This window comes from Diaphorobacter sp. J5-51, from assembly GCF_001023515.1.
In the GTDB taxonomy this organism is placed as follows: domain Bacteria; phylum Pseudomonadota; class Gammaproteobacteria; order Burkholderiales; family Burkholderiaceae_C; genus Diaphorobacter; species Diaphorobacter nitroreducens.
Genome location: NZ_JSYI01000101.1, coordinates 44,345 through 65,818, shown reverse-complemented (window position 1 = coordinate 65,818; position 21,474 = coordinate 44,345). Strand labels below are relative to the sequence as shown.

20 protein-coding genes and 4 pseudogenes are annotated in these 21,474 nt (G+C 64.2%); 14 read left to right on the top strand and 10 right to left on the bottom strand.

Annotation, left to right across the window (positions count from 1 at the left end):
• The 7 genes and pseudogenes from kefB-GI to OX89_RS13760 all read right to left on the bottom strand — a co-directional run.
• Window positions 1-1,643: heat resistance system K+/H+ antiporter KefB-GI (kefB-GI, locus tag OX89_RS13790; protein ID WP_047351040.1), on the bottom strand; the 1,643-nt coding region annotated here is incomplete at its 3' end.
• A gap of 3 nt (window positions 1,644-1,646) precedes the next feature.
• The gene (trx-GI, locus tag OX89_RS13785) at window positions 1,647-2,087 is read right to left on the bottom strand and encodes a heat resistance system thioredoxin Trx-GI (protein ID WP_031755011.1); all 441 of its coding nucleotides are present in this window, start codon (window positions 2,085-2,087) and stop codon (window positions 1,647-1,649) included.
• A complete protein-coding gene (gene ftsH, locus OX89_RS13780) occupies window positions 2,084-3,964 on the bottom strand; it encodes an ATP-dependent zinc metalloprotease FtsH (RefSeq protein WP_047351039.1) in 1,881 nt (626 codons plus the stop codon). The genes trx-GI and ftsH overlap by 4 nt, the downstream gene beginning before the upstream one ends.
• Window positions 3,965-3,991: 27 nt before the next feature.
• Window positions 3,992-5,422, bottom strand: coding sequence for a cardiolipin synthase (gene cls, locus OX89_RS13775; RefSeq protein ID WP_047351038.1), 1,431 nt, complete (start codon window positions 5,420-5,422; stop codon window positions 3,992-3,994).
• A gap of 16 nt (window positions 5,423-5,438) precedes the next feature.
• Window positions 5,439-8,289, bottom strand: a pseudogene (clpK, locus tag OX89_RS13770) (heat shock survival AAA family ATPase ClpK).
• 93 nt (window positions 8,290-8,382) lie between these two features.
• Window positions 8,383-8,952, bottom strand: a complete 570-nt coding sequence (locus OX89_RS13765; RefSeq protein ID WP_047351037.1) for an Hsp20/alpha crystallin family protein — start codon at window positions 8,950-8,952, stop codon at window positions 8,383-8,385.
• Window positions 8,953-8,987: 35 nt separating this feature from the next.
• Window positions 8,988-9,269 carry a helix-turn-helix domain-containing protein gene (locus OX89_RS13760; protein WP_031755008.1) on the bottom strand — a complete coding sequence of 94 codons (282 nt, stop codon included), beginning with the start codon at window positions 9,267-9,269 and terminating at the stop codon, window positions 8,988-8,990.
• 284 nt (window positions 9,270-9,553) lie between these two features.
• Between OX89_RS13760 and OX89_RS13755 the strand changes: the two are divergent.
• Window positions 9,554-9,847: pseudogene (locus OX89_RS13755) on the top strand (IS110 family transposase); the annotation flags it as partial.
• 121 nt (window positions 9,848-9,968) lie between these two features.
• On the opposite strand, the pseudogene OX89_RS19175 reads toward OX89_RS13755, so the two are convergent.
• Both OX89_RS19175 and OX89_RS19170 read right to left on the bottom strand, forming a co-directional pair.
• Window positions 9,969-10,398 (bottom strand): annotated as a pseudogene (locus OX89_RS19175) (IS66 family transposase); the annotation flags it as partial.
• Window positions 10,399-10,581: 183 nt separating this feature from the next.
• Window positions 10,582-10,830: pseudogene (locus OX89_RS19170) on the bottom strand (Arm DNA-binding domain-containing protein); the annotation flags it as partial.
• A gap of 87 nt (window positions 10,831-10,917) precedes the next feature.
• On the opposite strand from OX89_RS19170, the gene OX89_RS18855 reads away from it, so the two are divergent.
• The gene (locus tag OX89_RS18855) at window positions 10,918-11,139 is read left to right on the top strand and encodes a hypothetical protein (protein ID WP_199856249.1); all 222 of its coding nucleotides are present in this window, start codon (window positions 10,918-10,920) and stop codon (window positions 11,137-11,139) included.
• A gap of 115 nt (window positions 11,140-11,254) precedes the next feature.
• On the opposite strand, the gene OX89_RS13745 is transcribed toward OX89_RS18855, so the two are convergent.
• Window positions 11,255-12,163 carry a LysR family transcriptional regulator gene (locus OX89_RS13745; RefSeq protein ID WP_047351036.1) on the bottom strand — a complete coding sequence of 303 codons (909 nt, stop codon included), beginning with the start codon at window positions 12,161-12,163 and terminating at the stop codon, window positions 11,255-11,257.
• A gap of 444 nt (window positions 12,164-12,607) precedes the next feature.
• Here OX89_RS13745 and OX89_RS13740 point away from each other — a divergent pair, with 444 nt between their 5' ends.
• The 12 genes from OX89_RS13740 (at window position 12,608) to OX89_RS19165 (ending at window position 21,429) form a co-directional block, all read left to right on the top strand.
• Window positions 12,608-13,279: a metalloregulator ArsR/SmtB family transcription factor gene (locus OX89_RS13740; protein ID WP_047351035.1), complete on the top strand. Its 672-nt coding sequence runs from the start codon at window positions 12,608-12,610 to the stop codon at window positions 13,277-13,279.
• Between the two features lie 60 nt (window positions 13,280-13,339).
• Window positions 13,340-13,690 carry a DsrE/DsrF/TusD sulfur relay family protein gene (locus tag OX89_RS13735; RefSeq protein WP_047351034.1) on the top strand — a complete coding sequence of 117 codons (351 nt, stop codon included), beginning with the start codon at window positions 13,340-13,342 and terminating at the stop codon, window positions 13,688-13,690.
• Between the two features lie 74 nt (window positions 13,691-13,764).
• Window positions 13,765-14,898: an MFS transporter gene (locus tag OX89_RS13730; protein WP_199856248.1), complete on the top strand. Its 1,134-nt coding sequence runs from the start codon at window positions 13,765-13,767 to the stop codon at window positions 14,896-14,898.
• A gap of 50 nt (window positions 14,899-14,948) precedes the next feature.
• The gene (locus OX89_RS18235) at window positions 14,949-15,143 is read left to right on the top strand and encodes a DUF2892 domain-containing protein (protein WP_084002067.1); all 195 of its coding nucleotides are present in this window, start codon (window positions 14,949-14,951) and stop codon (window positions 15,141-15,143) included.
• Window positions 15,144-15,182: 39 nt separating this feature from the next.
• Entirely contained in the window at window positions 15,183-15,788 is a 606-nt protein-coding gene (locus tag OX89_RS13725) for a DUF3365 domain-containing protein (RefSeq protein ID WP_052952274.1), read from the top strand.
• A 44-nt stretch (window positions 15,789-15,832) separates the two neighbouring features.
• Complete coding sequence (locus OX89_RS13720; protein WP_047351032.1) at window positions 15,833-17,005, top strand: PLP-dependent aspartate aminotransferase family protein; 1,173 nt, start codon at window positions 15,833-15,835, stop codon at window positions 17,003-17,005.
• The gene (locus tag OX89_RS13715) at window positions 17,002-18,147 is read left to right on the top strand and encodes a cysteine desulfurase family protein (protein WP_047351031.1); all 1,146 of its coding nucleotides are present in this window, start codon (window positions 17,002-17,004) and stop codon (window positions 18,145-18,147) included. The genes OX89_RS13720 and OX89_RS13715 overlap by 4 nt, the downstream gene beginning before the upstream one ends.
• Window positions 18,144-18,782, top strand: coding sequence for a class I SAM-dependent methyltransferase (locus OX89_RS13710; protein ID WP_047351030.1), 639 nt, complete (start codon window positions 18,144-18,146; stop codon window positions 18,780-18,782). The genes OX89_RS13715 and OX89_RS13710 overlap by 4 nt, the downstream gene beginning before the upstream one ends.
• Window positions 18,783-18,907: 125 nt before the next feature.
• On the top strand, window positions 18,908-19,645 hold the full coding sequence (locus OX89_RS13705) for an MBL fold metallo-hydrolase (protein ID WP_047351029.1): 738 nt from the start codon (window positions 18,908-18,910) through the stop codon (window positions 19,643-19,645).
• A 3-nt stretch (window positions 19,646-19,648) separates the two neighbouring features.
• Complete coding sequence (locus OX89_RS13700) at window positions 19,649-20,899, top strand: MFS transporter (protein ID WP_047351028.1); 1,251 nt, start codon at window positions 19,649-19,651, stop codon at window positions 20,897-20,899.
• A gap of 12 nt (window positions 20,900-20,911) precedes the next feature.
• On the top strand, window positions 20,912-21,199 hold the full coding sequence (locus OX89_RS13695) for a hypothetical protein (protein ID WP_047351027.1): 288 nt from the start codon (window positions 20,912-20,914) through the stop codon (window positions 21,197-21,199).
• A 155-nt stretch (window positions 21,200-21,354) separates the two neighbouring features.
• Entirely contained in the window at window positions 21,355-21,429 is a 75-nt protein-coding gene (locus OX89_RS19165; RefSeq protein WP_234305568.1) for an SHOCT domain-containing protein, read from the top strand.
• The last annotated feature ends 45 nt before the right edge of the window (window positions 21,430-21,474 follow it).

Genomic DNA, 21,474 nt, shown 5'->3' with positions numbered 1-21,474 from the left:
GTGACGGATTCAACAGCCTCACACACAGAAATCCTGACACTCCCCCCAAGGCCTGCGGCAAAGGATTGCTGGTACACACGCACGTTGGGCATGGCGCGAAATGCATCGGCCGCGGTCGTACTTCTGCATGACACCCACAAGGTCAGCGCCGGACGGCGCTCGGCAATCGCCTGGGCGATGCGCAGCACTTGCTGGGCATGGGCGAACGTGAGCACCACCAGACGCGCTTGCGCCAACCCGGCAGCCAGCAGGGTATCGGGCCGACTCGCATCGCCATGGAACACCGGCACGCCGGCGGCACGCGCGGCCTCGACCTTCTGCGCGTCCGCCTCCAGCAGCAGATGCGCCACGCCGGCGTGGCGAAGAATCTCGCTGACTGTCAGGCCAAGCTCGCCCGCGCCGCAAACGATGACATGGTCTCGATATCGCGCCGTCTGCGCGGCGATCTCGACTTCTTCAGCCTGGGGTGGCTGAATGACGCCGCCGGTGCGGCTCAAGAACCGGGCAAGTACATCGTGATGGCGGATCAGCAGCGGTGCCAAGGCCATGCTGAGCACCAGCGCGACCAGCATGGGTTGTACGACGGTCGCGGGAATCAGATGCTGCTGCAAGACCATGCCCAACAACAGCAGGGCGAACTCGCCGCCATGCCCCAACGCTATGCCCGTGCGCCAGGCATCGAGGGCGGACAGGCGCGTCGCCCGCAAGGCCAGGGTGTTGAGCCCGATCTTGACCGGTACCAGCACTGCCAGCCACGCGAACACCGCCAGTGGTGCCGAAAGAATCTGCGCTCCGTCCAACTGCAGGCCGATGGTCACGAAGAACACCCCCGACAACACATCGCGAAACGGTTTGAGGTGGCTTTCCATGTGGTGACGGAAGTCGCTCTCGCCCAGCACCATGCCGGCCAAAAACGCACCCAGGGCGGCGGATACGCCGACCGCGTGTGCAGCAGCGGCGGCAGCCACCACCACGCACAAGGAAACCAGCACGAAGGATTCTTCGTGGCCCTGCCGCGCCACCCAGCCCAGCAGGCCATGCAACAGACGACGGGAGGCGAGGGCCGCTGCCGCGAACAACATCAGCACGCCCAACACTTCGAGCAGCACGCTCTCGATCTTCGGCGACTCGCCGCGCGCCCAGATCGCCAGCAGGGCCAGCAGGGGCACGCTGGCCAGGTCCTGAAAGACCAGCACGCCGATGGCGCTGCGGCCGTGGCGGGTGGTGAGCTCGCCTTGGTCGGCCAGCTGTCGGCTGACCAGCGCCGTGGACGACATGGCCGCCGCAGTGCTGAGCAACGCAGCGCGCTGAACTGGCTGTCCCAGCCACATCAACATCAAGGTCAGTGGCGTGGCGACAGCGATCATCTGCAAGCTGCCGGCCGCCAATACGGTTTTACGGGAAAGCCAGAAGTGCCCGAGGGAGAACTCCAGCCCAACCATGAACAGCAGCAGGGCCACGCCCAGCTCGGACAGAAAATCAAGCGCTTCTCCCGGCGCGACTACACCGCTGACCGACGGGCCCAGCAAGGCGCCGACGGCGAGGTAACCCAGCAAGGCGGGTACTCTGAACGCCGCCGTCGCCACATCCGCGAGGCTGCATGCCGCCAGCAGGATCAGGGTGGCGCCGAGCAAGTCCTGCATCGGTCAGCGCCCCACCTGTGCAGATGCCCAGCGCACGATGTCCTGCGCGCCCAAGGCGCCAGCCTGACGCCCGATCTCCCGCCCACCCTGGAACAGGGCGAGCGTCGGAATACTGCGGATACCGAACTGCGCGGCCAGGTGGGGCTCAGCCTCGGTATTCACCTTTGCCAGCCGGATCCTGGGTTCGAGCTGGTGCGCCGCTTGCTGGAACTGTGGCGCCATCATCTTGCACGGCCCGCACCAGGGCGCCCAGAAATCGACCAGCAGCGGCAAATCGCTGCGCTCCACGTGGCGCGAGAACGTCGCCGTGGTCAACTCGATGGGCTCGCCCGTGAACAAGGGCTGCTGGCAGCGGCCGCAGTTGGGACGATCCGCGAGCTTGGCGGCCGGCACGCGGTTGATGGACTGGCAGTGCGGACAAACGAGGTGAAGGTGTTCGCTCATGGTGTGGACCCTTGGGGTGTAGAGAGTGAGGTTTCGGGCTGGAGGGGCTCCGACGCGCGGGATTCGGACTGCAAGCCCTGCGTCAGTTGGCGGATGTCGTTCTCGTCGAGCGTTTCCCGCGCCAGCAGTTCGCGCGCACAACGCTCCAGCACCGCGCGGTTGGTGTCGAGGATCCGGTAGGCGCGCTCGAACACGCCCATCACGATGTCGCGGATGGCCTGATCGATGCGCGCCTGGGTCGATTCGGCCACCCGGCAGCCGCCGTGGGCCAGTTCCGGTGTATCGAGAAAGCGTGGCCGCTGCGCCGCGAAGGCGATGTAGCCCAGTCCTTCGTCCATGCCAAAGCGGGTGATCATGTCGCGGGCAATGTCGGTGGCCCGTGCGAGGTCATCGGCAGCCCCGGTGGACAGCTCGCCGAACACGAGCTTCTCGGCCGCACGACCGCCCAGCAGCACGGCGATCTTGTGTTCCAGATCGGCGCGCGTCATCAGGAAGCGGTCTTCGGTGGGGCGTTGCAGCGTGTAGCCCAGCGCGCCGATGCCGCGCGGGATGATCGAGATCTTGTGCACGGGGTCGGTGCCGGGCAGCGCCAGCGCCACCAGCGCATGGCCCATCTCGTGATAGGCCACGGTTTCCCGCTCCTTGGGATTGAGTACTCGGTTCTTCTTCTCCAGGCCCGCCACGATGCGCTCGATGGCGGCGGTGAAATCCTGCAACTCCACGGCGGACGCTTTGCGCCGGGTCGCGGCCAGCGCGGCCTCGTTGACCAGGTTCGCGAGGTCTGCACCCGAAAAGCCCGTGGTCAGCGCCGCCACCTGTTCCAGATCTACACCGTGGGCCAGGGTGATCTTCTTGACATGGACCTTCAGGATATCCAGGCGACCTTTCTTGTCGGGACGGTCCACCAGCACCTGACGGTCGAAGCGACCGGCGCGAAGCAAGGCCTGATCGAGGATCTCCGGCCGGTTGGTGGCTGCAAGGATGATCAGCCCGACCGAGCTGTCGAAGCCATCCATTTCGGTGAGCAACTGGTTCAGCGTCTGCTCACGCTCGTCGTGTCCACCGATCGGTCCTCCGACACCGCGTGCGCGGCCCAAAGCATCCAGCTCATCAATGAAGATGATCGCCGGCGCCTGCCCGCGCGCCTGTTCGAACAGGTCGCGCACGCGCGCCGCACCCACGCCGACGAACATCTCGACGAACTCCGAGCCTGAGATGGAGAAGAACGGCACCCCGGCCTCGCCCGCCACGGCCTTGGCCAGCAGGGTCTTGCCCGTGCCGGGTGGGCCCACCAGCAACACACCTTTCGGGATGCGCGCGCCGAGACGACCGTAGTCCTGCGGGTTCTTCAGAAGATCGACGATCTCGACCAGCTCGGCCTTGGCTTCATCCACACCCGCGACATCGGCAAAGGTCACGCCGGTGTTCTTCTCCATGAATACCTTGGCGCGGCTTTTGCCGATGCTCAGGAAGCCACCCATGCCCTGCTTCTCGGCGAAGCGGCGGAACAGGAAGAACCAGACGCCGAAGAAGGCCACCGCCGGCAGAATCCAGGAGAGCACATCACGCAGCCAGGTGCTTTCCACCACCCGCGCATAGGGCACGTCGTACTTGGACAGCCGCTCGGCCAGGTCGGGTTCGACCCGGGTGGCCACGATGGTGGTCTTGCCCCGGCTGTCCGGCGATTTCAGGCGCCCGGTCACCGTGCGGTCCGCCACCAGCACATCGGCGACGCGCCCCTCGGCCAACGCCTTCTCGAATTCGCTGTAGGGCACGGGCTCGACGGTCTTGGCCGCCTGCCAGTAGTTCTGCAGCGTCAGCAGCAACAGACCGGCGACGATCCAGTAGCCAATGTTCCATTGATCTTTCTTTTCCATGGGCAGGGTACCTCGCAAGTCGTGTCGCTAGAGAATGGGGGTGAACAGACGGGCCACCCCGTCGCGCAAGCGGATGGCCAGCGGGCGGGCGCGCAACGCCTTCGCCGATATCTCGCCCGACGCATCACGAGCGGCATCAAAAAGGGATGACAGCCGCGTAGACAACGCGGTGTCGTACACCTCCACATTGAACTCGAAGTTGAGGCGCAAACTGCGCGCATCCCAATTGGCCGAACCCAGGCAGCACCACGCTCCGTCTACCAGCATCAGCTTGCTGTGGTCGAACGGGCCAGGCCGTTCGAAGATGCGCACACCGTGCTCCAGCACCTGCCAGTAGTGGGCGCGCGCGGCCCATTGCACCGTGGGATGGTCGCCGTTTGCGGGCGTCAGCACGTCGATACGCACGCCGCGCAACGCGGCCGTACTCAGCGCCGCGATCATCGGCTGATCGGGGACGAAGTAAGGTGTCCAGATGCGCACCGAATGCTTCGCCGCGCTCAAAGCGCCCATGAAGGTCCAGCGCATCCGGTCCAGGGCCTCGTCGGGACCGGCCTCGATGCCGCGCGCCCAACTGGTTCCCGGCTCATCAGCCGTTACGGGCGGTTCGCCCCAGTAACCCTTGCTGAGCCGCACGCCCGTGGTATCGCACCAATCATCGGTGAAGCTCCGCATCAGATGCTCTACCACCGGCCCGCGCAGACGAAAGTGCAAATCGTGACAGGCCTGGCCCGGCGCATCGGGCCGCCAATACGGACCGAAGATGTTCATGCCGCCGGTGAAACCCGTCTCGCCATCGATCACCAGCAGCTTGCGGTGATTGCGCAGATGCGCGGCATGCAGGCGCGCGGGAATCAACGTCGGGTTGAACGTCGCCACCGGAACGCCGGCGCGCTGCAAGGCGCGGTAGGCGCTGCGGGGCGTCCAGCGGGCATACACGTCGTCGATCAGCACCCGCACTTGCACGCCGCGCGCATGAGCCCGGCGCAGCGCATCGACGAACTGCGCCCCGATGCCTTGGCCGTCGAAGATGTACGAAGCCAGCGCGACGCTGTGCCGCGCCGATTCGATGGCGGCGAGCATGGCCGGGTAGGCCTGCTCGCCATCGATGAGCGGCTCGATGCGGTTGCCGCTGGTCAGCGACTGGCCGGTGGCGCGTCCCACCAGGTGCGCCAGGCCGGCAAGCGGCGGCGATACGGGCTCGGGCACCGTGGGCGAGAGATCCTGCCGAACAGCAGGATCTGCCCCCGGAAACAGCCGCCGCGCCCGCCGCTGGTAACGGTTGATGCCGAACAGCCCATACAGCAGCGAACCGCCCAGCGGCAACAAGGCGATCAGCAGAACCCACAGCGTGGCCGATCGAGGGTCACGCTTGTAGATGACCGCGTGCCCCGCTGTGGGGATAGCGACCGCCAGCGACACGAGGGTGGCTGCCCATGTCAGCCCGTTGGGGTCGGACACGACAGCCTCCCATCGCTCAAGATTCGCCGCCCGCTGACTTCTTCTTGCGCGCAGGCTTGCTCGCGTCGCTAGGCGGTGCCTCGGCCACGTTCGCGGCATCGGGCTTTTCAGGCTCGGCCGGCTTCGCGGGTGGCTCCTGGCGCTCGAAGACCACCCGTTCGGCCTTGTCGTCCCAGCGGGCGCTGGCGTGATCGCCCTTGCCGATACCGCCACCCAGCATCTCGCGCGCCAGTGCCGTCTCCAGCTCGCTGCGGATCAGCCGCTTGAGCTCACGCGCGCCGAACTCGGGCTTGTAGCCTTCCTCCGCGAAGTGATCGATCAAGGTCTGATCGAAGGTCAGCGTCACGCCCTGGCTGGCGGCGTTGCGGGCCACACGATCGAGCTGCAGGCCGACGATATGGCGGATCTCCTCCTTGCCCAGCGCATGGAAGACGATGATCTCGTCGATGCGGTTGAGGAACTCGGGGCGGAAGTGTCCGCGCAGCACGTCCATCACCTCGGACTTGGTCTTCTCGTATTCCTCGCCGGCGGCGCCACGGGCCTTCAGCCGACGCTGGATGATGTCCGAGCCCAAGTTCGAGGTGGCGATGATGATGGTATTGGTGAAATCCACCACCCGGCCCTTGCCGTCGGTGAGTCGCCCGTCGTCGAATACCTGCAGCAGGATGTTGTAGACGTCGGGGTGAGCCTTCTCGATCTCGTCCAGCAGCAACACGCTGTAGGGTTTGCGCCGCACTTTCTCGGTGAGCTGCCCCCCCCTCGTCATAGCCCACATAGCCCGGAGGCGCGCCCACCAGGCGTGCCACGGTATGGCGTTCACCGTACTCGGACATGTCGATGCGCAGCAGCGCGCCCTCATCGCCATAGATGGACTCGGCCAGTGCCTTGGCGAGTTCGGTCTTGCCCACACCCGTCGGCCCGAGGAACAGGAAGGTGGCCACTGGCTTGCTGCCTTCGCGCAGGCCCGCGCGCGACAGCCGCACGGCATCGGCCACGGCACGTACTGCTTCGTCCTGTCCCACCAGGCGCTCATGCAGCCGCTGTTCCAGATGCAGCAGCTTCTCGCGTTCTTCCACCGTCAGCTCGTTGACCGGGATGCCGGTCAGCCGCGAGACGATCTGCGCCACGTGCTCTGCCTTGACCTCGGCGCTGCCCGAGGCGCGCTCGCGCTCCCAATCCTCGACGAGCTTCTTTAGTTCGGCCTCTTTGGCCTCGATGCGCTTGCCGAGCTCGGCGGCCTTGTCGTACTGCTTGCGCGAAGCCACATAGTCCTGCTCACGCCGCAACTGATGCAGTTCGGACTCCAGCTCTTGCACCGCCACCGGGCGCGCCGTGGCCGACAGCTTCACGCGTGCGGCTGCCTGGTCTAGCAGGTCGATGGCCTTGTCGGGCAAAAAGCGCGCGGTGATGTAACGGTCGGACAACTCGGCGGCGGCGATGATCGCATCCTCGGTGATGCTGACCTTGTGGTGCGCCTCGAAGGTGTCGCGCAGGCCGCGCAAAATCATCATGGTCTGCGCTACCGTCGGCTCGGGCACCATCACCGGCTGGAAGCGACGCTCCAGCGCGGCATCCTTTTCGATGTACTTCTGATACTCGTTGAGCGTGGTGGCGCCGATCAGGTTCAGCTCGCCGCGCGCCATCATCGGCTTGAAGACGTTGGCCACGTCCAGCCCGCCTTCGCCGCCACCCTGGCCGGCACCGACGATGGTGTGCACCTCGTCGATGAAGAGAATCAGCTCCCCCTGGTGCTCGGTCACTTCCTTGAGCACCTTCTGCACGCGCTCCTCGAACTCGCCGCGGTACTTGGCGCCGGCCACCATGGCATTGATGTTGAGTTCGACCAGGCGCTTGTCGCGCAGCGTCTCGGGCACTTCGCCTGCGACCATGCGCTGCGCCAGCCCTTCGACGATGGCGGTCTTGCCGACGCCGGGTTCGCCGATCAGCACCGGGTTGTTCTTCTTGCGCCGGGCCAGCACTTCGATGGTCGTCTCGATCTCCTGCGCGCGGCCGATGACCGGATCGAGCTTGCCCTCGCGCGCCATCTTGGTGAGGTCGCGCGAATACTTGTCGAGTTCCGGCGTATTGGTCGGCGTCTCGGCACGGCCGTCCTCGGCCCCCTTGCCGACCACCTTGCTCACCTGCTGGCGCAGCGCCTGCGGCGTGAGCCCGTAGCGGCGCAGCAGGTTGGCTGCCAAGCCTTCGCCTTCTTCGGCCAGGCCGATCAGAAAGTGCTCTGGCCCCACATAGGAATGACTCAACTCGTTGGAGGCCACGAAGGCACGGCTGAGCGCATCCTTGACACGTGGCGACACGCCGATCTCGCCTTCGAACGGCTTGTCGCCACGCTTGGCTTCGGATTCGATCTGCCGCTTGAGGTCATCGACCTTGATCTTGAACTGCCCCAGGATGGTCTTGACCACGTCGCTGTCGGTCAGCGCCAGCAGCAGGTGTTCGGTATCGACTTCGGGCCGGCCGAACTCGGCAGCATGTTTGGCGGCTTCCTGCAACAGGGCCTCAGACTGTTCGCTGATACGGCTGGCCAGCCCACTGCCGCGGCGGCGCGCCGTGCCCGCCGTTGCGGGAGCGGATTCGCCGAAAGACGCATCGACCACTTCGTCGGCATCAGCCGCCACGGACGGTGCATCGTCACCGATGCGGAAGAAGTCGCTGCCGAGGAAATCTTCGAACAAACCGCTGCGCGAGCCAAACAGAGCCTCCAGCGGCGAGACGGTGCGCTTTTGCTGGCGCGCCAGTTGGCGATAGTGATCGTCACACAACAGCATGGTGCTGTGGCGACCATTGAGATTGGCTTCCACCCGCACCGTGGCGGGTTGGCCGCAGACTTGGCATTGTTTTCTGGCCATGCTGATGCTCCTGAGAGGGTTAACTGGGCGAGGCACCGCAGATCACGGTGCCTCATCTCTTTGTGGTTTTTGAGAAAAACGCGCTGCCCCGCGTCAGTCGTTGATCGGGATCGAGCGCCCCTGCTTGGGCGTACTGGCCTCGCGCTTTTCCATCGTGATCGTGAGCACGCCGTTCTTGAAAGCGGCCTTGATCGTGTCCTGGTTGGCATCGGCCGGCAGGTTCAGAGCGCGCTGAAAGCTGCCGTAGGAGCGCTCCACCCGGTGGAAACCGCCGTCTTTCGTTTCCTGCTCCTGACGCTTTTCACCGCGCACCAGCAGCACGTCGTTGGCGAGCGTGATCTGGATGTCTTTTTCCTCGACGCCGGGTACTTCCAGGGCGATCTTGTACTGCTTGTCGGTCTCCTGGATGTCCAGCGCCGGCTTCAGCATGCCCGGCCAGTCCGACGGCCAGCGTGGCATGGCCAGCGTCGGGAAACCGAAGCCTCGAAACGCGTCGTCGAACAGGCGGTCGATCTCGCGATGCAATTGCAGGATGGGACTGACGGGCCCACCCGCCACCGGCAGGTCGTTGCGCTGCACCGGCAGCGAGGCAGTGCTCTGTTGTTCTTCCTGCTCCTTCTTGAACCAGTTCCAGGGAGCCAATTTCTTGAAATCAATGTCCATGTCACACCTCCAGAAGAAAAATTGAAGACTCTCGCTCACTCCGTTTGCCTGCGGCGACGGACAGCGCGCCCAGACGACACGGAGTGTTCCGCTGACTTTGGCTGCTCATCTGTGCGTATCACCTCCTTCTTTCTGCCTGCTTGGATCTGATCATTGATCCATTGATCGATTTCACTTTGACGAAACCGCCACGTCCCGCCGACCTTGAAGGCCGGAATCTCCCCGTGCGAGGCGAGCCGGTAAAGCGTCCGCTTGCCGACTTTCAAGTAGGCAGCCAACTCGTCGAGTGTGAAGATCGCCTGCTGGCGCGCTGTCATACCACCCCCACAAGTTCCGTCGTCACGCGGCCTCGCCTGAGGAAATTCTTGCAAGACTTTGCAAGATATTGCGCCTAACATGCCGAAAGTCAAGAGTCAACATCCAGCGATCTGCTGGCCGATTGATGTGACTCAATCGTAAGCAGCCAGGAAACAAATGTTGGCTGCCACCGCGATGGTGCTCCCCAAGTCATCAATCTGCAGCCATGTGAAAGGGGAAGTCCATGAACGAGATTGCCCGAGTCGGGGTGGATCTGGCCAAGCGGGTTATCTAGGTGCATGCGGTGGATGCGCGCGTGGTGGTTGCCAAGGCGCTGGCCGCTGACAAGTTTGCGGCCTGGTGCGCGGAGCTGCCTCCCGGCTGCCTGGTGGCCCTGGAGGCCTGCGGCGGTGCGCATCACTGGGCACGCAAGCTGCGCGGCTATGGGCTGGATGCGCGGCTGATTGCAGGCCACTTCGTCACGCCCTACCGCATGGCCGGCAAGGGGCGCAAGAACGGTGCGGCCGATGCCGCAGCGATCTGCGAGGCGGCAACCCGCCCGCACATGCGCTTCGTGCCGGTGAAGCCGCCGGCGCAGACGCTGCTGGCCAGCCATCAGCTACGCAAACCTCCCGATTCACTCACGCAGCTTATTCCTGCTTGCCTAGGGACGACCATGTAAGCGGCAGATGGTCGGAGTCCTTTGCGACCAGCACCTACGCGAGCAGCCCGGAGGTGGGGATGCCCTTGGCGATGATCTCCGCCGGGACCGGCGCCTGGGTCAGCGTTCGGCACCTATGCGCAGGTCCACTTGCTGCGGATGTGGCACTCGACCGTGAACACGCCCGGCGTGTAGTCCAGCTTCTCGCTGATGCGCTTGAGCGCACAGCCGCACGCGCAGCGGGTGTTCTCGGGCTCGTGGTGGCAGTCCACGCGCGGCAGGTCCGCCGGCAAGGCGGTGCGCTTAGGCATCGCGCCAGGCGTAGCCGGCGGCTTCTTCTTGCCCAGCAGTTCCTGGAGCTGCGCCTCAGCCGCGGCAAGGTCGGCGTCCAGAGCCTCGTCGAACAGCACGCGTTGTTCGGCATCGAGCTGCTCGCTCTTCTTGCCGAACTTCAGGCGTCGCAGCTGGGCGATCTCGAACGAGAGCTTCGCCGTAGGCGCCGACATGGGCGAAAAGCATCCGAACAGGTTCGCTTCGGACATGCGCAGCCACTTGCCAGCATAGGCGGCGCTCCACTCACGTTCCTTCAGGCCGTGCAGCTCGCGGGCAATCGCTTCATAGGTGTTTGCGCTACTAACGCGGGCTGTCGCCTTGGCCACCTTGCGTTGCTGCACAGGGTCTGCGCCTGTGGAAAGCAGCTTGCGGGCGTCATCGCGTGCGAAGCGGGCCTGCTTCAGCGTGACTTCCGGGTAGTTGCCAAGCGCAAGGCGCTTTTCCTTGCCGACGGAACGGTACTTCCAAAACCAGCGCTTGGAACCGTTGGGGGTGACTTCCAAGTACAGGCCACCAGCATCGGCAAAGCGGGCGCGCGGCTTGTCAGGAGGGCAAGTTGTTGATTTACAAGCGATTTCTGTCAGCATGGGGGAACAGATTCAGAGAAAAGGCAGTGAATTTGCCTCGTTCCCCCAGATTGTTCCCCCGCAGTCTGTGCGCTGTAAAGACTGCCTATGACTGCTTGTGACGGCTTAAATCAGCCTAACCTGTTGATTTTCCAGTGGTTTTGGCTGGATATGACGCAACATGAATTGTTGCAATGGAGCGGGCGATGGGAACAGCACCCGGTCGCTAACTCGATTATTACGAACGTCTTTTCCGATCCAAGCGTCACGGAATGGACTCGATTGTGGACTCAGGTCTTCGGCCTGGTCAACGCAGGCCGTTGCGGGTGATCCAAGGCGAGCCAAGCACATCCACCAACAGCCAGAGCATCGGATTTCATCCCGAAGTCTATCTGTCCACTGGCACATCACGCCACAGGCCGCAACGGACAGGTGAGCTGCGTCCTCAAAGGACTGGCTCATCATCGAGCGGCGCGGCCCCGTCTTTCACCCGCTCGATGAATCGCTTCATGGGCTCCGAGGGCTCGCCCTGGCGGCGAAGCAGGTAGGTAGAGAGCATCGGTGGGGTGCCGGCCAGGGGACGAAAGTAGATGTCCGGGCGCTGTAGCGTCTGCACCTGCGAGGCACTGACGAAGCCGATGCCGTAGCCGGCCCCCACCAGAGTCAGCATCACGCCCAGGTTCGTCACATGGTCCACCACCCTGGGCGGTACGGCTGCGCCTTCGAGCACTGCCCGGATCTGATGGTGGCAGCCCGAATGCGCCTCCGGATGACACAGCACCACCGGGAACTTCAGTGCGTCATCCAGCCTGACCGCGGCATTGGCCAGCAAAGGGTGGCGCGCCGGCACGATCACGAACAGCGGGTCGGTCCAGACCGCCTCGGCGATCAGGCCCTCGTTGACCGCGTCCGACAACGCAAAGCCAATGTCCAGCAGATCGTCGTGCAGGCCTTTGAGCTGCTGCGAGAACGGCAGACCGAAGACGCGGATATCCAGCTCTGGCTCCTCCTCGCGGCTGTCGGCCAGCAGCGTGGCGATGCGTGGCTGGGCCAAGTCGTCGCAAATGGCGATGCGCAGGTAGCTTTGGTAGCCCCAGGCGGCCCCCTTGGTGGCCTGTACCGCCTGTTCGACGGTGGCCAGCACCCGCCTAGCTTCGCAGAGTAGCACTTGGCCAGCCCAAGTGAGCCGCGTCTGTCGAGATCTGCGGTCGAACAACTGCACGCCCAGCAGGCGTTCAAGGTCGCGCATCGCCCGAGACACGGGAGACTGTTCGATGCCCAAGCGCTCGGCAGCGCGCGCCAGATGCAGCTCTTCGGCCACGGCGACGAAATAGCGCAACAATCGGAACTCCATCCTGGCCTCCTGTTCGCTTTGCTCGGGCTCGGCCGGTCCGACCCCACTCGCTCCTACCCCGTGCTCGGGGCCTGTTAGATGATTACCTCGTTGTCAGGGCGCACACACACGAGCCTGCGTGTAGTGTCAGACCATGCAGGGAGCGACGGCAGTGCAGCCCCCGGCACCCGACGTGAGCAAGGGCCGGCGCTTGTGGTTCCGTCTTTTCATTCGGAGCCACAGCCTGACCAAGCTCTCACCAGCTTGGTCCCTTTAGCGCAACGTGCAGCGCACCAAGTTGCCAGCCGCTCGGGATTGAGCTCATCGTGTTTCGGTTTTCCAGCGGTCGTTCTGGAAAATGGAAAAGCGTACGTTGAGTGTGTGGTAGCCCTAAGGCGTGGCCGTTCACTACGAATTCATGGGCAGTGGCTTGCATAACATTCGCACGATCGTTAGAATCTTCGCATGGAACAAAGACTCTTGAAAGACCTGCTCTACGAACAGGTAGCCCGAATCGGCAAGGCGGTTTCCAGCCCGAAACGGTTGGAACTGCTTGAGTTGTTGGCTCAGGGCGAAAAAACCGTTGAGACGCTCGCCGGCGAGCTAGCCGTAGACGTCAAGCTCACCAGCGCGCACCTAAAAACCTTGAAAGAGGCGCGCTTGGTGGCATCGCGTCGTGACGGCAAGTTTGTGATCTACCGGCTCAGTGGCCCGGATGTCGCCCGGTTTTGGGTCATGTTGCGCGAGGTGGCCGAAGAGCATCTGGTCGAGTTGCGTGTCGCGCTTGGCCAAATGGTGGCCGATCCTGCCCGGCTTGCGGCTGTTGGTCGCCAAACCCTCTTGGAGCGCGCGCAGCGCGGCGAAGTTGTCGTGATCGACGTGCGCCCGCAAACCGAGTACGAGACTGCGCACCTGCCTTTCGCCCGCTCGATGCCGGTCGCCGAGCTCGAGCGTCGGCTCACCGAGTTGCCGCTCGACAAGGAGATCGTCGCGTACTGCCGCGGCCCGTTCTGCCTGCTCTCGGATGAGGCCGTGGCCCTGCTCGCGGCGAAGGGTTATCGGGTCCGCAAGATTCTTGACGGCGTCAGCGAATGGGAAGCAGCCGGCCTCCCGGTAGAGGCGGCGGATAAGCGCTGATGGGCCACCGACTGCCGCTCACCCGTCATCCACTTCAATGCAAAACCAGGGAGCAATGTTATGTCCAGCACGCTTTTCATCATCAATGACGCGCCCTACGGCAATGAGCGGGCCTACAACGCGCTGCGGCTCGCCGGGGCGCTCGCCGGCCGTGAAGATCAGCGGGTGCGGGTCTTCCTGATGGCCGATGCGGTCGGCTGTGCCAAAGCCGGCCAGAAGGTCCCTGAGGGCTACTACAACGTCCAGCTCATGCTCGGAAAGATCCTGCGCAAGGGTGAAGTGGCCTTGTGCGGCACCTGCATGGATGCGCGCGGGCTGACCGATCAAGACATGGTCGATGGTGCCCGACGCTCGACGATGGGCGAACTCGCCCAATGGACCGCCGAGGCGGACAAGGTGTTGGTGTTTTGAGCGCTCGAATGATCCAGGGGGGGCAAGTGTTTCCAGGCAGCCGCAACGTTCTGCTCCTGGCTTCAAGCCAGGCCATGATGCTGTCCGCCATCGTCATGTCCATGGCGCTGGCGGCGATTCTTGGAAGCGGGCTCGCACCCGACAAGAGTCTCGCGACGCTGCCTGTTGCCGTCATGGTCATCGGGACGGCGATTGCGTCACTGCCTGCGGCGATCCTGATGCGCCGCTTTGGACGGCGTACGGGATTCCTGATCGGCGCTGCGCTTGGGGTCTCCGGTAGCACGATCGCCGCGCTCGGATTGCAGCGACATTCGTTCGAACTCTTCGTGCTGGGCCATCTGCTGCTGGGCTGCTACCAGGGCTTCGCGAACTATTACCGGTTCGCCGCCGCAGAGGCCGTCGATTCAGCTCATGTCAGCCGGGCCATCTCGTGGGTGGTCGCGGGCGGTGTCGTCGCTGCGTTCCTCGGGCCTCAACTGGGCCAGTGGGGGCGAGACTGGTTCGTCAGCGGACTGTTCGTCGGATCATACGTCGGCCAGGCCGCACTCAGCGTGATCGCCCTGGCGCTGCTGACGTGCGTGCGGCTCAAGCCGGTGGTCGTCGCGGCCGGCGGTGCGGCGCGGCCCTTGCGCGAGATCCTCGCGCAACCGGCGCTGCGCGCTTCGGTCCTGGGTGCAGCAGTCGGCTATGCCGTGATGATCATGGTGATGACCGCGACCCCGCTGGCGATGATCGGGTGCGGATTGTCCTCGACCAGCGTCACGCCGGTGATTCAGTGGCACGTCGTCGGGATGTTCGCGCCGTCGTTCTTCACCGGTAACTTGATCAAACGCTACGGCGCGCCCCGCATCATGCAGACCGGCTTCGTCCTGCTGCTCGCGCATGTCGGGATCACGTTGCTTGGCGTCGAGTTTCTGCACTTCCTGTCCGCCTTGATCCTGCTCGGTGTCGGCTGGAACTTCGCCTTTATCGGCGGTACGGCGCTGCTCACCCAGACGTATCGCCCGTCGGAGCAGATGAAGGTCCAGGCGATCAACGAGTTCTCGATCTTCGGCCTGGTGGCGCTCGCGACGCTATCGGCCGGCTGGCTCTATGACCGTTTTGGCTGGGCCACGCTCAACCTGGCCGTGGTGCCGTTGCTGATTCTTGCCTTGATCGCCGCGATCGGCATCGAGCGTCGGCTCCGGCCGGTGGCAACGCCAGCCTGAGGGCATGCACACGTCTTCAAACCTGCAACTCAACAGCAAGGAGTAGAGAAATGGAAAAGAACGTTTCAACCTGGGACCGCGCCATACGCGTTCTGCTTGGGGTCGGCTTGATCGGTGCAACCGTGATGGGAAGTATCGGCGCCTGGGGCTGGGTCGGCGTAGTACCACTTGCGACGGGGCTTGTTGGCTTTTGTCCTCTCTATAGGGTCTGCGGCTGCAAGAGCTGCGCCACCAAGCAAGGCTGAGCAGACAGCTTGTCGATTACTTCAGGAGAGGTTAAACGAATGAAAACGACGTCTGTGCCCAATGTCCTAGCATGGGTCCTCATTTCGCTTTGCAGCGCGAACGCATTTGCAGATCAACAGTCCGAGGCGCGGCAGGCTGCAGCTAAGGAAGCTCTAAAGGAAGTCATTTCCGAGATAACTGCTCGCCAGAAGGAAGCGGTGGAAGCCAATGGCCTGGACGGTGCAATGAAGGTGTGCCAAGAGATCGCGCCGGGAGTCCTGAACCGGGCATCAATCAAGACAGGATGGCGCATCACCCGCGTAGGAACCCGTGCGCGCAATCCGCGGACCGGGCTGCCGGACGAGTGGGAACGGGAAGGGTTCGAACAATTCAGACGCAGGGTGATTGATGGGGAATCCTTGCAGGGGATGACCCGAGCTGGCGTCACGGACCACAGCAATGGGACGAAACAATTCCGTTTCATGCAAGCGATCGGGACACAGGATGCGTGTCTTTCATGTCACGGCCCCAAAGAGAAACTAAGTTCGGCCTGGAAGAAGGCCAGCGCTGCTTATCCGCATGATCGCGCAGCCGACTACATGGTCGGGGATATTCGCGGTGCATTTAGCATCATCCAGCCGATGGATGTTCCGTTGAATCCCTGAAGCAGGGCCCCGGAGTCGATCATTTTCGTATCGGAGAAAGTACTATGCATAGCGAAGACGCCCGGGGTCTAGCTACCCGTGCCATTCATGGCAGCAACCAGCGGGACGCCCACGGTAGCCCACATACGCCGATCTACAACACCACGACCTTCGCCTTCCCCTCGACCGCGGATCTACTGTATGTCGTAGATGGGATGAAACCAGGGGCGCTCTACACGCGATATGGTCTCAATCCCAGTATCTTCGCCCTGGAGGAAACCCTGGCCGGTCTGGAAGGCGCTGAACTCGCCTGGGCCTTCTGCTCGGGCATGGCGGCGGAAACGGCGTTGTTCTTGACCTACGGCCAGGACGGCATCGTCTGTATTGGGGATGCCTACGGCGGCACCCTAGAATTGCTTGCAACCCAACTGCCTCAGTTGGGCATTAAGACCCATTTCATCCTCGGAAGCGAACTGAGCCGACTGGATCAGCTGCTCGCCGAAGGACCGAAGCTCGTCTTCTTCGAAACGCCGACAAATCCCGCACTCGAACTCTTCGACATCCGGGCCATCGCGGCGAAGGCCCACATCTACGGTGCCCGAGTCGCAGTGGATAATACCTTTGCTTCTCCAGTCAATCAGCGCCCGCTCGAACTCGGGGCTGATTTCGTGGTGCATAGCGCCACCAAGTATCTGGGCGGTCACAGCGACCTGACCGCGGGTGCCATCATGGGGGCTAAGGACCTGTTATTGCCAATCTGGAGTTGGCGCAAGAACCTCGGCTCCATGATCGCACCCGAAACTGCATCGCTGCTGTCGCGGAGTCTGCGGACTCTGGTCGTTCGAGTGCGACAGCAAAATGCGTCGGCGCTGGCCGTTGCCGAAGCCATGGCACGGCACCCGAAGGTAAAGCGCGTGTTCTACCCGGGCTTACCGGATTTTTCTGGTCACGGCTTGGCAAAGACACAGATGCACGGCTTTGGCGGAATGCTCACCATCGAAGTGGCAGGCGATGGGGAGGGCGCAACCCGCGTGGCCGACCGTCTGGAGCTCTTTGCCTTGGCGGCCAGCCTTGGCGGCGCCGAAAGTCTCGTGACGCAGCCCTGCACGACGACACACCATGGCCTGACGCCCGAGGAGCGCGCACGCCGTGGCATCTCGGACGCCATGTTGCGTCTTTCGATCGGGCTGGAGGACGCCGAGGACTTGATCGCCGATCTCGAGCAGGCGCTGCAATGACGCCGCCGGTCTATCTCGACTACAACGCCACCACGCCAGTGGCGCCAGAGGTTGTCGAGGCAGCCATGCGCAGCATGGTTGCAACGTACGGCAATCCTTCCTCCTCGTATTCCCTCGGGCGGGAGGCGCATGCAACGGTTGAGGACGCCCGTGCCGCAGTGGCGGAACTGATCGGCGCTGCTGACTCCGACGAGGTGTGCTTCACCGGGTGTGCGACCGAAGCGAACAACCTGGCGCTCCTGGGGGTTGCCCGAAAGCTTCAAGCTACAAAGCGGCATCTGGTCGTGAGCGCCATCGAGCACCCGGCAGTCATGGAGCCCGCGCTGCAGTTGAAGCGCGAGGGGTGGGCGTTGACGGTGGTTCCGGTCGATGGCTTTGGCCGTGTGTCGGCCGCCGACGTGAAAGCGGCATTGCGACCCGACACGGCGCTGGTATCGATCATGCACGCCAACAACGAGATCGGGACGATGCAGCCGATCCGGGAAATATCGGACATCACGAGACGAGACGGAATCTTGCTGCACACCGACGCTGCGCAGTCCGTCGGCAAGATCCCGGTCGACGTCGAAACGCTCGGCGTCGATCTCCTGACGCTTGCCGGGCACAAATTTTATGCAACGAAAGGCATTGGCGCGCTGTACGTACGCCGGGGCACGCCGATCGTCAACATCCTGTTCGGGGCGGGTCAGGAGCACGGGTTGCGCCCCGGCACCGAGAACGTCCCCGCCATCGCCGGCCTGGGCGCTGCATCGCGCCTGGCGCGCGGGCGCTTGCCGTCAGTTGATGCGCGGTTGCGGGCGACGCGGGACGCGCTGCAAGAGCGGCTTCAGGCCGCCGTTCCCGGGCTCGTCCTCAACGGCCATCCGACCGAACGCCTGCCCAACACCCTTCACGTCTCCTTTCCCAGCGTCAGCGGCCGCGCATTGCTGCAGGCCGCGAGCGAGCATGTCGCAGCCTCGGTCGGTTCGGCTTGCCATTCCGCCGGAGATGCCGTGAGCGGCGTTCTTGCGGCCATCGGTTGCGATGCCGCGCGCGCGACCGGCGCCGTGCGGCTGTCGACCGGATGGCCAACATCGATGGATGACGTTGAACGGGCGGCAAGCGCACTGGTTCTGGCTTGGCGTCGATTGGTAGAACCTTGAACCCCGCCGACTACGACGCGTGGTATGACAGCGAACGGGGTCGCTGGATCGGCGAAACCGAGTATGGTTTGCTTGTGCGGTTGCTCGGCCCTCGGCACGGCGAGCGAGTTCTTGATGTGGGATGTGGTACAGGCTGGTTCACGCGGCGGCTTGCCGCTCACGCGTCCTTGAAGATGACCGGTGTCGACCTCGACCTATCGTGGCTGAAGTTCGCCATTCAGAGAGATTCCTCGTCGAACTATGTGCAGGCTGATGCGCTGCGTCTGCCGTTTGCTGACGAAACCTTTGACTGCGTATTCTCGGTTACCGCTTTGTGTTTCATCCAGGACTGGTCACGCGCGTTCAGAGAAATCAACCGTGTCACCCGGCGCCGGTTTGCCATCGGGCTCTTGAATAGGAGTAGCTTGTTATGGCGCGAAAAGGGGCGCTACGGCGGTACGGGCGCTTATCAAGGCGCCCATTGGCACACCGAGAAGGAAATCCGCCGCTCGCTCGCGTCTCTACCGATCGGCCGATTCGAACTGAAAAGTGCGGTCTTCATTCCAGGCGGATCGAGAACTGCCCGGTTGGTGGAACAGCTGACGCCGAATGCGTTTCTCCATGGCGCGTTTCTCGTTGTCGCCGCCGAAAAGTAACCGGGCCGTGCGCGTCGGGGGTTTTGCTTTACCCGGCCCTGTCGAATGAAAGCGCGTCTGCACAGGCGCACTCGTGCAGTGGACCATCGAGCGGACAATACGCTCTTAGTCTAGGGGGATCGAACATGTTCTTCAGGCAGCTCGCAACCCGGGAGTCCTCGCTCTCGTACTTCTTTGGCTGTGCCGGGCATGCCAAGGCGGTGGCGGTCGACGTTGTCGCGGGCGACGAAGACTGGTTCATCGAGGAGGCGCGCAAGGCCGCGGTCGACATATGCTACGTGATCGACACCCACGTCCACGCCGACCACTACTCGGGTGGCCGCACGCTGGCGCAAAGGGTGGGCGCACCCTATTGTCTGCACGAATCGAACGCCGGGCGCGTGAAGTTCGATTTCCAACCGCTGGGCGACGGCGAGATCCTCGACGTCGGCAACGTCAAGGTGAAGGTGCTCCACACGCCCGGCCACACGCCCGACAGCGTCTGCCTGCTGGCGACCGACATGCGCCGGGGTGCGGCGCCCTGGTTCGTGCTCACCGGCGATACCCTGTTCGTCGGCGCCGCGGGCCGGCCAGATCTCGCCGGGCGGGAATCTGAGACGGCCGGCATCCTTTACGACAGCCTGCACGCGAAGCTGCTGCCGCTGCCCGATGTGCTGGAGATCTTTCCCGGTCACCAGGCGGGCAGCGTGTGTGGTGCGGGCTTGTCCGGCAAGCCCTCGTCGACGCTGGGTTTCGAAAAACGCTGGAACCCGGCGCTGACGATGGATCGTGCGGCCTTCATCGACGATCTGACGCGGGAGATTCCGCCCCGGCCTGCCGAAATGGACGCGATGATGCGCGCCAACCTCGGCCTCGCGGACTGAGCGATGCATACCGCCTCGGTGCCGATCCGCCTCGGCCTGCGCGAGAACCTCGGCCAGTTTGCGCTGCTGGTGCTGGTCAATGCCTTCGTCGGCGCGATGGTGGGCCTGGAGCGCAGCATCCTGCCCGCCATCGCCGAGGAGGAGTTCCGCATCGCGGCGCGCACCGCGATCCTCTCCTTCATCGTCGTCTTCGGCATCACCAAGGCGCTCACCAACTACTTCGCCGGGCGGCTGTCCGATCGCTTCGGACGCAAGCACGTGCTCGTCGCCGGCTGGCTGGCGGCAATCCCGGTGCCTTTCATGCTCATGTGGGCGCCCGACTGGAATTGGGTGTTGGCCGCCAACGTGCTCCTGGGCGTGAGCCAGGGGCTCACCTGGTCCACCACCGTGATCATGAAGATCGACCTGGTGGGGCCCAAGCAACGCGGCCTGGCGATGGGCCTGAACGAGTTCGCGGGCTACTTCGCGGTCGCCGCCAGCGCGCTCGCCACTGGCTGGCTGGCGACCACCCACGGGCTGCGCCCCGAGCCCTTCTATCTCGGCGTGGGCTACGTCGTCCTAGGGCTGGCGCTGTCGGTGTTCGCGGTGCGTGAGTCCCGCCACCACGTCGCCCATGAGGTGCGCACCCACCACGGGACGGAGGCGGACGACCGGCCGACGCAGGGCGAGATCTTCCGCCGCACCTCGCTCAGCGACCGCAATCTCTCCAGCGTGAGCCAGGCGGGGCTGGTGAACAACCTCAACGACGGCATGGCCTGGGGGCTCTTTCCACTGCTGTTCGCCGCCGCGGGGATGACGCTCGCACAGATCGGCATGCTCGCCGCGATCTATCCTGCCGTGTGGGGCATCACGCAGATATTCACCGGCGCGCTCTCCGACCGCATCGGCCGCAAGGGGCTGATCGTGTGCGGCATGTGGGTGCAGGCGGCAGGCATCGCGATCACTGCGGCCGGAACGGACTTCGCCGTCTTCGGGCTCGGCGCGGTGCTGCTCGGACTCGGCACCGCGATGGTCTATCCGACCCTGCTCGCCGCCATCGGCGACGTCGCGCATCCCACCTGGCGCGCCTCCGCGGTGGGTGTATACCGGCTGTGGCGCGATCTCGGCTACGCGGTCGGCGCGCTGCTGGCGGGTCTCACGGCCGACTTGTTCGGCCTGGGCGTGGCGGTCTGGCTGGTGGCGGCGCTAACCTTCCTGTCCGGCGTCGTCGCAGCGCTCCGGATGCGTGAAACGCTGGCGCGGACGTCGTCGTGAAGGGAACGGGCCATGGGCCGGAACTCCCCCTTCGTCGGCGGTACCCCACTGCTGACGCAGACCTATCGTCCGGCCGAGCAGGTGAAGGTGCAGGCAGTCATCGAGTTCGCGATCGTCGGCCTCGTCGCCGCGACCACGCGCTCGTCCGGCTGGTGCTATGACCGCTTCGCCTGGATGGCCCTGAACATGCCGGTCGTGCCCCTCCTTGTGGTGGCGCTGCTGGCGGTCGTGGGCATTGAGCGGCGGATGCAGGCGGCAGTGCCGGCCTGGCGCCGCGGCGCATGGAGGGCACGGACATGATGGGTCAGTGGGATGACTTCGGCGGATGGGGCATGGGGTTCGGCTTCCTCTTCATGATCCTGTTCTGGGCCCTGGTGCTGGTCCTGGTAGTGGCCGGGATCGTGGCGCTGGNGGGGGGGGGCGAGCTGCCGCGGGAGAAGACACCGCTGGAGATCGTGCAGGAGCGCTATGCGCGTGGTGAAATCGACCGCGAGGAGTACGAGCAGAAGAGGCGGGACCTGGAGAAATGAGCGCGACGCTGCCAATCTATTTCGACTACAACGCCACCACCACGG